Here is a 13,430-nt window from a genome sequence, read left to right as displayed (position 1 = left end):
AATAAAGCAAAAATCTTTGTGAAAATTGATTAAAATTAAAATATTAGGGAAATACAATGAATTTTGAAGTTGATGCCTTTGGCACCATCGTGATTGCCGTATTTTTTCTATTTATTGGGCGATACCTTGTCAACCGAGTCCAATTCTTTAAAAACTACAATTTACCTGAACCTGTGATTGGCGGTTTGGTCGCAGCAATTACAGCATTCATCTTATTTAAATTCTTTAATATCAGTGCCACATTTGATGCGCAAATTCAAAGCATTTTAATGCTGATGTTCTTTACCTCTGTGGGCTTAGGTGCAGATTTTGTTAAATTAAAAGATGGTGGTAAAGCCCTATTTATATTTTTGTTCTGTGTGATCGGATTTGTGATCGTTCAAAATATTGTTGGGGTGAGTTTAGCGACGGTATTAAGTTTAGATCCGCTCATCGGTTTAATTGTAGGTTCAATCACCTTAACGGGTGGTCATGGCACGGCAGGTGCATGGGGCCAAGTGCTTGAAACCCAGCATGGCATTCAAGGTGCTATTGTATTGGGTATGGCAAGTGCGACCTTTGGTCTGATCATTGGTGGTATCGTTGGTGGTCCAGTTGCTAAATTTTTAATTAAACGTCATCAACTGGCTGACAAAATTGACAATGATCAAAACGAATCACAATTGGATGATCAGTTAAAATCTGCACCATTTGAATATCCAAAAAAGACACGATTAATTACTGCAAGTAATGCGGTTTCGACCCTTGGTATGTTTGCACTTTGTATATTCACAGCAAACTTAATGACAGATTTTAGTCAGGGTAAATGGTTTGAGCTTCCAACCTTTGTTTGGGCGTTAGGTTCAGGTGTGATTTTGAGAAATCTGCTTGAACATGTATTCAAAGTAAATATCTTTGATCGTGCGATTGATGTGTTTGGAAATGCATCGTTATCGCTCTATTTATCTATGGCATTGTTATCATTACAACTGTGGTTATTAGCAGATTTAGCAGGTCCGTTAGTCACGATTCTGATTGTGCAAATGCTGGTATTGATTTTATACACTGCTTTTGTGACATTTAAGGTGATGGGGAGCAACTACGATGCTGCAGTTTTATCAGCAGGTCACTGTGGTTTTGGTATGGGTGCGACCCCAACGGCTATTGCCAATATTCAAGCAGTAACCAATACCTATGGTCCTTCACACAAAGCATTCTTACTCATTCCACTGACAGGTGCATTTTTCATCGATATTGTAAATGCGATAGTGATCCAGCTCTCCATTGGGATATTGGGATAGAGCAAGTTTAAAAAAACCGCCTTAAAGGCGGTTTTTTACTTATGTAGACTTATATATGCAGTTGAGATTCGATCATCGGCCAAATATTTTGATGCGACTGTTTGAACATCATCATGTGTCCAATCGCTTTATGGCCAAGCTCTTTGGGTTTGAGTTCGATCGCTTCGGTAGGTGCATTAGGATACAAACGAAGTAAATCCTGAACATTTGCTTCGGTTGCAATCTCATCATCACTTGCCCAAATGGCCGTGACAGGAATTCGTATCTCTTGGTGATAATCTTGATCTAGGGTAACCGTTTTGCCAATCGCATTAATAACATAGCCTGGTTGACTACAAAATTGAGCCCAGTCACGTGCAACATCTTTCGGTAGATTTTCCCCCATACCAATGGCTTGGGTAGGGCCGTAACCGAGCATCATACGTGCGAGAGGAAAAATACCTTTAAACATCACAGGGGCAAGTAGTTTCGTACGACCTTTGAGCCCTTTTACATGCCCAGTCGAACCTGCAATTGCAACGACTTTTGCAACTTTATTATGGTTGGGGGTAATCCCAATGAGTTGTCCGCCGGCGCTGTGACCGACAAGAATAACTTGCTTGGCATGGGTGAGTTGTAAGAGTTGATCAATCGCAGCGGGAATATCTAACTGTCCCCATTGCACAATACTTGCTTTGGATTGCTTCAATGGGCCATAAAGAGAAGCACCAATACCACTAAAATCAAACACCATTACGGCATAGCCTTGTTGGTTAAGCCATTCGCAAAATCGATGATAAAACTTTTGAGTAATTCCAGTGGCAGGGCACACCAAGACGGGAAGACGCTTTGAATGCTCGGCAGGAAAAAAGGTAGCAGCGAGTTCGTATTGATCCTGACGAATAATTTTAATTTTTTGCATAATTTAAACTGTGCAAGTATCCGTAATCAAAATACTTTACTGCAGTTCTAAAAGATCAAACCAACAAATAATGACTGTTGCGTTTGTGAAATGATTGCTCAGTCGTGAAAGCAACCTGTTTCAAGAAGTGCCAATAATAATGGAAAGTATTCCTGCTGCAATTAAAGGTCCAACAGGGACGCCACGTAAAATAGCCACACCTGCTACAGTACCAATCAGAAGTCCAGCGACAATATTTGGCTGATTCGCCATAAGCGTTACGCCACGACCACCTAACCATGCCACCAATAATCCGATTCCAATGGCTAAAATTGAGTTTAAGCTCAAGAATGACTTGAGGATATCTTTACCCGGAATGGTGCCACTGGCAATTGGCGTGAGTACGCCAATGGTGAGGATAATAATGCCGATATTTAAACCATGCTGTTGAAGCAATGGAAAATACTCGTTTAAAGGGGTGATACGAAAAACAATAAGTACTGCGACTGCAATTGTGACAGCTGTATTTTGACTGAATATTCCACATGCCAATAAAATGATTAGAACGATTAAATTGAGGTCTAATTGAGACATAAAGAAGATCCAGTGCTTATCAGGACAGTACTTGAAAGTTATAATAGTTTAACTGATTTAAAGTCTGCATTCAGATGGCATCCTTTAAATTTCAACGAATATTGTAAGTAATGGAAGTGATTCATGGTTCTGGAAAAAATGTTACAGTCTCAAGGCTTTGGATCACGAAAATATTGTCAACAATTAATTAAAGTTGGTGCAGTGGTCATTGATGGTACTGTGATCACGGACCCGAAATATAAACTGAAGCTTCAAGGTCTTAGCTTCCACGTGTATAACGATGAATATACTTATCGTGAAAAAGTTTATATAGCACTCAATAAACCAGTAGGCTATGAATGCTCGCATCAAGCGACGCATCACTTCAGCGTGTTTGAATTAATCGATGACATATTGTTGCAAAGGGGAGTGCAAACAGTCGGACGTTTAGATCAAGACACGACTGGTATATTGTTACTTACAGATGATGGACAATTTCTGCAAGCGCTGACTCATCCTAAAAAACATGTTCCTAAAGTTTATCAAATGCATACAGCAGATCCAGTCACTGAGCAGCAAATCATTCAATTGGGGCAAGGTGTAGAGCTTCGCAATGAAACAGGATTGTTTCAAGCAACAGACATTCAACTCATAAGCGAACAACACCTACAATTTACAGTGCATCAAGGCGTTTATCATCAAGTTAAACGTATGGTTGCTGCTGTGGGAAATCGTGTTGAATCATTGCATCGACTGCAAATTGGACAATTAAAATTAGATCAGCTTGCTGAAGGTGAATATTGCTATCTCACTGAACAGCAAATACTCGCCGCAAAAAATCAAAGTCCTGATGCTCAACTCCTTTAGATTTAAATCATCAATGCTAAAGACTCTATTCTCAAGACGATATGTTGTGTAATGCCTTAGGATAGAAAGCAATGATAGGTTTGGAATTCATTGTCTTTGACGAAGCCCATCTTTTCGTAAAGTTGGTGAGATTGAAAGTTACTTCGTTGTGTCTCTAATGAAATTCGACTGGCTTTTTCGGATTGTGCAAACAAAATTGCAGTGTCAATGAGTTGTTTGGCTGAACCTTGTCTTCTATAAATTGGAGTGACATATACATCATCTAGAATGTAGTAGCTTGAACAAGCATGGGATGAAAAACCTAAATAAAGAATCACGAAGCCAGTGATTACATCATTTTTGATGTGAATAAAAATAACACTTTGTTGGTTTTCGAATCGCTGTTTTAGAAAATCATAGGATTGTTGAATATTGGATGATGCGCCATAAAACTGTCGGTATTCATCAAATAGTACAGCGAGTTGATTGAGATCTTCTGTTGTGGCTTTCCGTACTATCACCGTTGAGCTCTCCTCAGATCATTATTTTTAATCTTGTTATGATGAAGAGCTAAACATATTTGCGCAGGGCGCTGTAAATTAAATTGTTTAAAAATACGACAAAGTTAACTTATGTCAAAAATTAATCTTTATCGCTTTCACCCAAAAGTGCATTCAATTCTGCAAAAAAATCGTCGTCATCTAAACTCGAAGTTGTAGTATTAGAATCTTGTTGTTCTTGCTTAAGCTTTTTGAGTTTCAACAATTGATCCATGTTGATCGTTTGATTTTCGATTGCAAAAGGAATGGACTTTGTCAGTACAACTTGTTTGAAAAATAAACGCACTGCTTGCGCTGGTGTAATCCCCAATTGCTTAAAAACTGCAAAGGCTTGTTTTTTTTCTTGTGAGTCAAGTCGGACTTGATAAACTTCTGTTTTTCTCATGAATTAAAACCAAACGACTCTAAATTTAAGTGCTTATTTTAATCTAAGTAAATGTAATTTCAATGTCTGAACGTGAAAATTATATAAATTTGTCATTACAATGAATCTACAATGTCAGTGTTTGCGTGCTTTTAAAGTGCATTTCAATATTTAATATCGGATCAATAAATTGAAGCTCATCAGCAAGTAATTGCAACGGAGCACTGAAATCATCCTCAGCTTTATGCGCGATTACCGGATAAAAAGGATCATTTTTGATTGGAATGTTGAGCGCATTGAGGTGAACGCGGAGTTGATGTTGCTTACCGGTCAGTGGTTTCAAAATATATCGTCCCCACTGTGAATTGTGTTCTATCAGGTCAATTTCAGTGACAGAATTGGTGACGCCTTCACATACTTTCATTATATAAAATGGATTTCCCTTTTCCATGCGCAATTCGACTGTTTGTGGAAAGACTAAATCTTTTGAGTAAGGTGCGATGGCTTGATATGTTTTGGATACCTTTCGATCTGCAAAAAGTTGTTGATAGACTCCGCGACTTTCGACTTTTTTTGAAAATAAAACAACACCTGCTGTTTCGCGGTCTAAACGATGAATCGGTGTGAGATGAGGATTATCAGTGAACTGCTTTAATCTCACCAATAAGGTTTCTTGAACATATTGACCTGTCGGACTCATGGTTAAAAAATGAGGTTTATCCACCACGAGCAGATCATCGTTTTCGTATAAAATTTTTTCCTTAAACGGAACATGAATTTCGTTTGCTAAAAAACGATAATAAAAAATATGAGAATTAGGTTGATACGCCGAGTTGATGGAAAGTTTGTTGCCATCTGCATTATAAATAAGACCATCTTGAAAACGTTGTTGCCACTCCAGTGCGTCTATATGAGAAAAGGCTTGAATGAGAAAATCATAAATCGTAATTGGGGAGATTTGTAGATTTGGAAGAAATACTTTGCTGGCTGTTACACCATTGATCATCGGTGGCGTAAAACTTGGGGCACTTTCTGAATTTGATTTTGGCATAACAAGACAACAGAATAAAAAAATGATCAGATGAATGAGTTTTTGAACAAGTCTAGATAGGCACTGTTCAGGAGCATGCTATTATACCTCTTCAACAGATGTCTAATGTGATCCAGATGCAATATTCTTTTCAACTCAACTTAAATGATGAAGCAGATACTCAAAAATTAGCTGCATGTTTAGGGCAGTGTATTGAAAAGGGTGTCATATACCTCATTGGAGATTTGGGTGCGGGTAAAACCACCCTGACGCGTTATTGGCTACAAAATTTAGGTCATCGTGGTGCGGTTAAAAGCCCGACTTATACACTGGTTGAACCCTATAAAATCAATCAGCAGGATGTCTTTCATTTTGATTTGTATCGTTTGAATGATCCTTATGAACTTGAGTTGATGGGTATTCGTGATTATCTGGATATTGCTGATGCACTATTCTTGTTTGAATGGCCCTCTAAAGGTGGTGACGAAATTCCAAATGCAGATGTTATCTTGAATATTGAGAAATCTGATGATGAATCAGTACGTCATGTCACAATTTCTGCAAATGATGAAGCTTTACTCGCAAAATTAAAGACACAGTTTTAAATAAATCTATGGCGCATGATCTTAGCTTGAATCGAATTCAAACCTTATCTCCTGCATTAGCAAACCAAATTGCTGCGGGAGAGGTAATTGAACGTCCTGCATCAGTGGTGAAGGAACTTCTAGAAAACTCCATTGATGCAGGTGCGACTGAATTAATCATTCGAGTCGAACAAGGCGGTAGTACGCTGATTGAGATTATCGATAATGGCAAAGGGATTCATCCTGAGGATCTTCCGCTTGCGGTCATGCGTCATGCGACCAGTAAAATTCAAACTGCTGAAGATTTACATGCAATTGTGAGCTTAGGTTTTCGGGGAGAAGCCTTGGCTTCCATTGCTGCTGTTTCGCGCTTGACCTTGACCAGTAGTCGTGATGATTCAGGAATTGGTTATCAGGTCGAAGTAAACGGCACGGCCTTTGATCATCAAGAGATTCAAGCTGTTGCTACTCAGCAAGGCACACACATACGTGTACAAGATTTATTTTTTAATGTGCCAGCAAGACGAAAGTTTTTAAAAAAGCCAAATACGGAATTTGGTCACATTGAAGAAATCGTACGGCGCTTAGCCTTAACGCATTTCGATATTCGGATTGTGCTGGAACATAATGGTGCTATTCGTTTAAATTTGCCTGTCGCAGACAGTGGTCAACTCAGATTTCAACGTGTACAGCAGCTTTTAGGTCGACAATTTACGGAAAATGCGTATTGGATCGATGCTGATAGTGTCAATATGCGCTTATCAGGATGGTTAGGTCATCCTTCTGATGCTCGAGCACAAAGTGATTTGCAGTATGTGTACGTGAATGGTCGTATCGTAAAAGATAAAACAATCTCTCATGCTTTGCGAATGGCCTATGATGGCATCTTGCATGGGCATCAACATGCAGCTTATTTGTTGTTCTTAGAAGTTGATCCTGAATTTATTGATGTGAATGTGCATCCGACTAAACATGAAATTCGATTTTTGAATCAACGTGAAGTACACGAATTTGTACGTCATTTTGCCAAAGAAACTTTGTCGCAATTTCAAACTGCGACTGCGGATTTAGCCCAGGCTTTAAAGCTTGATCAAGATGTCATCGCACCATCAGTACAGTTACCACGTTATCAAGAGCAATTTAATCTGCATCAAAATGCTCCAGCATCGCCCCCTATGTCCCAGACGTTGCAGGAATCGAGTCATGAGGGGTATTTAACAGATTTTAGTGTTAAACAGCCTCAGTCAGTTCAATATAGTGCGCCGAGCCAGCCTTATTCAAATTCTAATATCAGTAATGCACTCAAATCTTATTTGGCACCTTTGAAAGAAACGTCATCTAATTTTGAAGTTCCTCATGATGCTGAGATGGAATCAACATCGTCTAGAGTTGATGAGTTCCCCTTGGGGATTGCAATTGCACAACTTCATGGAATTTATATTCTGGCGCAAAATTCTGAAGGTTTGATCATTGTGGATATGCATGCTGCGCATGAGCGAATCTTGTTGCAGCAAATGAAATCTGCTTGGGATAAACCTGAATTTTGGACATCACAGCAGTTGCTTATTCCAAAAGTGATTTCAATTACACGCATGCAAGCCACGCGTATCGAAGACCTTAAGCCTCAGTTGGCGCGGCTTGGTTTAGAAATTGATCAATATGGCGATGAGCAAGTGATAGTGCGAGGTGTGCCTGCTATTTTGCACAAAGCTGATTTTAATGCATTAATCCCAGAACTTTTGAATGATCTTGATCCCAATGATGAGGCCAGTGCTTTACAACAAAAAAGAGACCATATCTTGGCAGGGATGGCATGTCATGGCGCAGTGCGTGCGCATCGAATGTTAAGTATTTCTGAAATGAATGCACTGTTGAGGCAGATGGAACAAACTGAGTTTGCAAGTCAATGTAATCATGGACGACCGACTTGGAGAGCTTTTCCACTTAGTCAATTAGATAAATTATTTGCTCGAGGAGAGTAATTGTACATGTCAAATCAAATGCCAGTCATCAACTTAATGGGGCCGACTGCGAGTGGGAAAACTGCTTTGGCATGCGAGCTATATGAGCGCGGTAATTTTGAAATTGTTTCAGTGGATTCTACGTTAATCTATAAGGACATGGATATCGGTTCGGCAAAGCCATCAAAAGAAGAGCAGGAACGATATCCACATCACTTGATTGATATTATTACACCGCTCGAGGTTTATTCGGCAGCTCAATTCGTTGAAGATGCATCGCTGCTGATTGATGAAATACATTCACGCGGTAAGACCCCAATTTTGGTGGGTGGGACGATGTTGTACTACAAAGCACTGTTGGAAGGCTTGGCAATGAATCTCCCTAATGCTGATGAAAAGGTACGTCAACAAATTGAAAATGAAGCCATGGCATTGGGTTGGGAGAGCGTCTACGAAGAGTTAAAGCGTGTCGATCCTATGGCAGGTGAGAAGTTTAAAGTGAGTGATCGTCAGCGCATTATACGCGCGCTAGAAGTCTATCGTCTGACAGGTCGACCTATCACTGAGCTTCAAGCTGAACAGCCTAAAAAACAGCCATATCGTTACAATTTTCATAATTATGCGCTATTACCTGATCGTATAGAATTACACAAAAGAATTGAACTGCGCCTAAAAATAATGTGGGATATCGGTTTTTTAAATGAGGTGGAGTATCTGATTGAAAAATACGATTTAAACGATAATTTGCCATCGGCGAGATCTGTTGGATATCGCCAAGCTTTAGATTTTCTTAAAAATAGTGATAGAAGTCTCAAATCTAAGCAAGATATGGAAGACAAGTGTTTGTTTGCAACACGACAACTTGCTAAACGTCAATACACTTGGTTACGTTCTTTGCAAGAAGCGCACAGTTTTCAAACTTTTTTGACGATAAAGCAAGCTCAAGAAGACTTGCGAAACTTATATGGATAAAGCAAAATTTACTCACTATCTTTTTTATAAATTTTAATTGAAAAATAAAGATAGTTTTTTTGCGCTGATTTTATTTTTTGGAGTATAACATGTCTAAAGGTCAAACTTTACAAGATCCGTTCTTAAACTCTCTCCGTAAGGAACGTATTCCAGTTTCAATCTTTTTAGTCAACGGTATTAAATTACAAGGCCATATCGAATCATTTGACCAATACGTTGTATTATTAAAAAACACGGTAAGCCAAATGGTTTACAAACACGCTATTTCAACAGTTGTACCTGCACGTAATCCACGTCCTGCTGGTGCTCCTGCAGGCGCTCCTGCTGGTGCTCAAGGCGGCTTCGGTGGTCATCAAGGTGGCTTCGGTGGTCAAGGTGGCTTCGGTGGTCAAGGTGGCTTTGGTGCCACTTCTACACCAAACTTTGATGGCGAAACAAAATTTGATGATGCTCAAGAAGACGATAACAATCGTTAATTTTTGAGTAATCAAAAAGGCACCTGATGAAGGTGCCTTTTTTTATATGAACAGCCTAAAAATTAAAATTAAAGCCCCCATAGTGGAGGCTCTCAATTAAGAAAAAATTAGTTTTGGTTGGGTTGTTTAATTTCAACGTATGTACTTGCGCGAAGCTCTCTTAACCAGCCATCTAACTCTGCATCAAATTGACGGTCACCAAGAATTTGGCGCGCTATGCGTTTTTGCTGTTCCTGAGTCATGTCTTGCTGACGTGCATCAGTAACTTGCAAAATATGCCAACCAAACTGTGTTTCAAAAGGTTCACTGACTTCGCCAATTTTCGCAGTCTGCATTTTTTGATCAAACTCTGGCACCATCATACCTGGTGAAACCCAACCTAAGCTACCACCATCACGTGCAGAACCTGGATCATTAGAATAAGTTGCAGCAAGGACTGCAAAATCATCACCTGCCTTTACACGGCTATAGATACTGTCAATAGTGTGTTTGGCATTTTCAGGACTCACCACTTCAGAAGTCTTAATCAGAATATGGCGAGTTTGGTATTGTGGCACAATTGTCTTTTTCTGATTTGACTTGCGCTCTAAGAGTTTCAACAAGTGGATGCCATCTCGAGCCTGAATTAAATCAGTAGTATTGCCTGGTGAAACTAAAGCGATACTCGATGCAAGTTCTTCTGGAATATCTGCGATTGAGCGCGAGCCCATATCTGCACCTTCAACTTTAATTGTAGATGTAGAAAATTGTTTCTGTATCGCATCTACATCATTCGAAGCTTGAAGTGCATCTTGAACTTGTTGCGCGACTTGAGTGAGTTCTTGTTGAGAGGCTTCACCAGAAATTCTGAAGTGAATCACGTGAGCTTGAGTACCCACAGCAGCTTGACCTTCCGGTGATTTGAGGAAGTTTTCAACATCTTGGTCGCTGATTTTGATGCGTGACATCACTTGTTGTTGACGTAAGCGCTGAATAGCAAGATCATCAGCGACTTTAGCACGTAGGTTTTCATAAGTGCCTGGAGCCATACGGTCAAGCTTTTGCTGGAAGTCTTCTAGGCTATTACTGTTCGACTGGCGAGCAACATTAAGTACAGCATCATTTAAAGTTTTTTCATCAACTTGAATGCCATAGCGTTTTACTTGTTCAAGTTGCGCATTTTGGATGATAAGTTTATTCAGGGCTTGATTTTCAAGTACCTGAAGTGGTGGTACATCCTGTTTTTGAGCTTTAAGCTGATGTTGTAGCTCAGCGACACCTTGTGCAATGTCACTTTTTAAAATGGCGCTTTTGCCAACAATAGCAACGATTTGATCTGATGGGTTTGCATAACTTGACACTGATGCAGAAATAACAAGTGCTAACGCTGAAGCTTTAAAGAGTTGTTTTAAATTTTGCATCTTCATTAATTCGTCCAATTTTGTTTAACTTTATCGAAACCCAAGATTCGATTTTCCAGTAAAGAGCTTAACTTACTGTTTAAGCCACCAAGTCCTTTAAGTGTAAACTCTGCCATTACAGCACGTTTTTGTTTGGTGTCTGGTGCATTAACATCATCTAAGTCATTGTAATAAGAGCGACCATAGACCGAAACACCCCAGCAGCACGACTCATAATTAATACCTAAAAGGTACTCGCGTGCAACACTGTTGTCTAGATCATATTGCATATGACCCATCAAATTCCAATTACCTTTCACAGGTTGTATAAAGGATGCTGTAACTTGGTCATAGTGGTCTTGACGATCTTCAAGTCGCTTACGATTAAAATAACCAAAGTTGTATAGGTTACCTTGATCACCTGTGTAATACACTTGTAGATCACGTTGAGCATTATCTCCGTTAGACATCCACATTGAGTTTGCATTCACAGTAAAGTTCTGAGAAAGCTGGCTGGCAATGCTGATCACAGGACCAGTTTGACGCTCAGTATTAAATGGGTCATTTTGACTATTATTCAAAGTCACCTTACGGTCTTCAAAATAGTAACTTTGTCCGATGCTGGCACGTAAACGTTCTAATCCGATTGTATCAAAGAGGCTGTAACTTACCCCGAGTGATAAGAAGTTATTATCTTCTAGGCGGTCGTGGCCATAAAAGCGACGTGGATTAAAGAGTTGATCGTAATTCAGGGACGCTGCGGTTGAGTCAAAGTTCGGTGAACTGTTTTGATTTCTGTGTGGTGCATAAGCATAGAATGCACGTGGTGTGATGGTTTGTAAGAATTTTCCATCTTTTTCAAAGATAAGACCAGCATCTAAAGTAAACTCTGGAACTATAACTGCATTATCTTTGGTGTTTTTTCTTTGTTCTTCAGTGATACGATCAATCGTATTTTGATCAAAGAAAGTATTTATAGAGCGAACTGATGCTTGTGGTATAAAGAATGACCACTGATTGCGGAAGTTATATCGAGCAGAAAACTCATTATAAAGACGTGTACCACTTGGTTGATAAATGGTGTCCATATTTGAGTTGTCTGAAGCATTTAAGTCATTAATATCTTTTTGGAAATATGCTGTATCGTTATTAAATTCATATTCCAGTCCTTGCGGATTGCCAGTGATATAATTGACGAGCAATTGCGGTAGTCGTGCATAGGGGCGATCAACATCATCAACATCAGGGTCTAGCGTCTGGAAGTCTTCAACTTTGAGTTGCGCGCGTAACCCTGGAATTCCATTCGCGTAATTAAGATCCCAAGCGCGGCGTTGGTTTAACTCTGTTCTTGTATTCGGATTGCTGTCTAGATCTGCAAAGAAGTCTTTATCAGAAACATAGTTATATTCTAGGTTGGTCGTCCATTGGTCATTGATTTTCCAATTGTGCAAAAGGTGTAAATCTTTACGATCTTCATCATCATATTTACGATCTTGTGCTAAATAACCACCCCAAATACGGCCACCACCATATTGTTCAGTCAGATACCTGAACTCACCTTCAGCCATCAATCCACGACCGCCAATAAAACGTGGGGTTATAGTTGCATCATAATTGGGTGCTAAATTGAGATAAATTGGCGCTTCAAGTTCTAAACCACCATCGTTTGTATAACCAAAACCTGGGTTTAATAAGCCAGTGGTACGACGATCATCAATAGGGAAATTGAAATATGGCACAGCCAGCACTGGTGTGTTTTTAATATATAGTTTAGTGCCTTTGGTCACGCCACGCCCAGTGTCTTGATTTAACTCAATCGAATTGGCTTGAATCTTCCACGTTGGGCTTTGCTCAGGTGGACACGTGCTATAAGTTGCATTCTGAAGGAGTAAAATATTGGGTGAGGTGCGCTCAATATTTTCTGCACGACCATGCCCATGTGTCGCTTCTGAAATATAAAAGCTGTTATTGAGGCGTCCCGTTTGGGTTTTTAAATTGTAGTCAATTTGATCACTTTGAGCCAATAAACCCGCTTGTGCTAACTGTACATTGCCAGAAGCTTTGGCATGGGTCTGAGTATTGTCAATTTTAATCTTATCTGCACGAACCATACGACCTTGCTGATCGATGATGACATTGCCTTCTAATTCTGAATCACCATTTGGATTGTAATATGCACGATCAGCGGTGATGATCGATGTTGCTTGCTCAGGATCAACTGCTTTAGTATCAGGGCTGATTGGTGTCAACCAAGTTTGAGCACAAAATTTCGAGCTTGGGGAGAACGTGCTACGTTGTTGCGCTTCGGCTGAATTTTTATTGACATAATATTGATCAAAGAAGCGCTGACCAGGGTAGCTTTCTTTAATTGCAGTTTGAAGTGCTTGATTGTCCACCTCAGTTGTACTGTCTTTAGAGTCGGCATAACTTGAGACTGTGCTACCACACAATAAGGTTAAAATAGCAGTCGCCAAAGGGCTGAAAGTAAACTGATGCTTCATTTATATCATTAACCAAGTATGCAA

13 protein-coding genes are annotated in these 13,430 nt (G+C 39.6%); 6 read left to right on the top strand and 7 right to left on the bottom strand.

Translation table 11 applies throughout. The features are described 5' to 3' along the window. Nucleotides 1–56: 56 nt before the first annotated feature. On the top strand, nt 57–1,280 hold the full coding sequence (gene gltS, locus AC1M9L_RS01745; RefSeq protein ID WP_481591169.1) for a sodium/glutamate symporter: 1,224 nt from the start codon (nt 57–59) through the stop codon (nt 1,278–1,280). 49 nt (nt 1,281–1,329) lie between these two features. On the opposite strand, the gene AC1M9L_RS01740 is transcribed toward gltS, so the two are convergent. Further along, a complete protein-coding gene (locus tag AC1M9L_RS01740) occupies nt 1,330–2,181 on the bottom strand; it encodes an alpha/beta hydrolase family protein (RefSeq protein WP_481591168.1) in 852 nt (283 codons plus the stop codon). A 120-nt stretch (nt 2,182–2,301) separates the two neighbouring features. Beyond that, nucleotides 2,302–2,754, bottom strand: coding sequence for a DUF441 domain-containing protein (locus AC1M9L_RS01735; protein ID WP_092766204.1), 453 nt, complete (start codon nt 2,752–2,754; stop codon nt 2,302–2,304). Between the two features lie 123 nt (nt 2,755–2,877). Between AC1M9L_RS01735 and AC1M9L_RS01730 the strand changes: the two genes are divergently transcribed. Further along, the gene (locus AC1M9L_RS01730; RefSeq protein ID WP_481591167.1) at nt 2,878–3,600 is read left to right on the top strand and encodes a pseudouridine synthase; all 723 of its coding nucleotides are present in this window, start codon (nt 2,878–2,880) and stop codon (nt 3,598–3,600) included. A gap of 56 nt (nt 3,601–3,656) precedes the next feature. Here AC1M9L_RS01730 and AC1M9L_RS01725 read toward each other — a convergent pair whose 3' ends face one another. From AC1M9L_RS01725 to AC1M9L_RS01715, 3 genes are all read right to left on the bottom strand, one after another. After that, complete coding sequence (locus tag AC1M9L_RS01725) at nt 3,657–4,100, bottom strand: GNAT family N-acetyltransferase (RefSeq protein WP_035264628.1); 444 nt, start codon at nt 4,098–4,100, stop codon at nt 3,657–3,659. 121 nt (nt 4,101–4,221) lie between these two features. Then, entirely contained in the window at nt 4,222–4,524 is a 303-nt protein-coding gene (locus AC1M9L_RS01720; protein ID WP_092766206.1) for a type II toxin-antitoxin system RelB/DinJ family antitoxin, read from the bottom strand. 106 nt (nt 4,525–4,630) lie between these two features. Beyond that, nucleotides 4,631–5,554 (bottom strand): RluA family pseudouridine synthase, encoded by a 924-nt coding sequence (locus AC1M9L_RS01715; protein ID WP_481591166.1) that lies wholly within the window; start codon nt 5,552–5,554, stop codon nt 4,631–4,633. A gap of 116 nt (nt 5,555–5,670) precedes the next feature. Between AC1M9L_RS01715 and tsaE the strand changes: the two genes are divergently transcribed. The 4 genes from tsaE to hfq all read left to right on the top strand — a co-directional run bounded on the left by tsaE (nt 5,671) and on the right by hfq (nt 9,526). Then, a complete protein-coding gene (tsaE, locus tag AC1M9L_RS01710) occupies nt 5,671–6,138 on the top strand; it encodes a tRNA (adenosine(37)-N6)-threonylcarbamoyltransferase complex ATPase subunit type 1 TsaE (protein WP_481591165.1) in 468 nt (155 codons plus the stop codon). An 8-nt stretch (nt 6,139–6,146) separates the two neighbouring features. Continuing rightward, a complete protein-coding gene (mutL, locus tag AC1M9L_RS01705; RefSeq protein WP_180027668.1) occupies nt 6,147–8,099 on the top strand; it encodes a DNA mismatch repair endonuclease MutL in 1,953 nt (650 codons plus the stop codon). A 6-nt stretch (nt 8,100–8,105) separates the two neighbouring features. Next, nucleotides 8,106–9,050 carry a tRNA (adenosine(37)-N6)-dimethylallyltransferase MiaA gene (miaA, locus tag AC1M9L_RS01700; RefSeq protein ID WP_481591164.1) on the top strand — a complete coding sequence of 315 codons (945 nt, stop codon included), beginning with the start codon at nt 8,106–8,108 and terminating at the stop codon, nt 9,048–9,050. 89 nt (nt 9,051–9,139) lie between these two features. Further along, nucleotides 9,140–9,526 carry an RNA chaperone Hfq gene (gene hfq / locus AC1M9L_RS01695; RefSeq protein WP_481591163.1) on the top strand — a complete coding sequence of 129 codons (387 nt, stop codon included), beginning with the start codon at nt 9,140–9,142 and terminating at the stop codon, nt 9,524–9,526. A 107-nt stretch (nt 9,527–9,633) separates the two neighbouring features. On the opposite strand, the gene AC1M9L_RS01690 is transcribed toward hfq, so the two are convergent. Both AC1M9L_RS01690 and AC1M9L_RS01685 read right to left on the bottom strand, forming a co-directional pair. Further along, complete coding sequence (locus AC1M9L_RS01690; protein WP_481591162.1) at nt 9,634–10,932, bottom strand: peptidylprolyl isomerase; 1,299 nt, start codon at nt 10,930–10,932, stop codon at nt 9,634–9,636. Beyond that, nucleotides 10,932–13,406: an LPS-assembly protein LptD gene (locus AC1M9L_RS01685; RefSeq protein WP_481587015.1), complete on the bottom strand. Its 2,475-nt coding sequence runs from the start codon at nt 13,404–13,406 to the stop codon at nt 10,932–10,934. Before AC1M9L_RS01685 ends, AC1M9L_RS01690 begins: the two co-directional genes overlap by 1 nt. Nucleotides 13,407–13,430 lie beyond the last annotated feature (24 nt).

The sequence above is a fragment of the Acinetobacter sp. ANC_7511 genome (genome assembly GCF_056779975.1).
The sequence above is the reverse complement of the archived record's forward strand: the minus strand, read 5'-3'. Positions and strand labels throughout refer to the sequence as shown.

Coding starts and splice junctions, on each gene's coding strand:
- mutL (WP_180027668.1), top strand. CDS start 6,147: ATGGCGCATGATCTTAGCTTGAATCGAATTCAAACCTTATCTCCTGCA.
- AC1M9L_RS01720 (WP_092766206.1), bottom strand. CDS start 4,524: ATGAGAAAAACAGAAGTTTATCAAGTCCGACTTGACTCACAAGAAAAA.
- hfq (WP_481591163.1), top strand. CDS start 9,140: ATGTCTAAAGGTCAAACTTTACAAGATCCGTTCTTAAACTCTCTCCGT.
- AC1M9L_RS01735 (WP_092766204.1), bottom strand. CDS start 2,754: ATGTCTCAATTAGACCTCAATTTAATCGTTCTAATCATTTTATTGGCA.
- AC1M9L_RS01715 (WP_481591166.1), bottom strand. CDS start 5,554: ATGCCAAAATCAAATTCAGAAAGTGCCCCAAGTTTTACGCCACCGATG.
- AC1M9L_RS01740 (WP_481591168.1), bottom strand. CDS start 2,181: ATGCAAAAAATTAAAATTATTCGTCAGGATCAATACGAACTCGCTGCT.
- AC1M9L_RS01690 (WP_481591162.1), bottom strand. CDS start 10,932: ATGAAGATGCAAAATTTAAAACAACTCTTTAAAGCTTCAGCGTTAGCA.
- AC1M9L_RS01730 (WP_481591167.1), top strand. CDS start 2,878: ATGGTTCTGGAAAAAATGTTACAGTCTCAAGGCTTTGGATCACGAAAA.
- tsaE (WP_481591165.1), top strand. CDS start 5,671: ATGCAATATTCTTTTCAACTCAACTTAAATGATGAAGCAGATACTCAA.
- gltS (WP_481591169.1), top strand. CDS start 57: ATGAATTTTGAAGTTGATGCCTTTGGCACCATCGTGATTGCCGTATTT.
- miaA (WP_481591164.1), top strand. CDS start 8,106: ATGTCAAATCAAATGCCAGTCATCAACTTAATGGGGCCGACTGCGAGT.
- AC1M9L_RS01685 (WP_481587015.1), bottom strand. CDS start 13,406: ATGAAGCATCAGTTTACTTTCAGCCCTTTGGCGACTGCTATTTTAACC.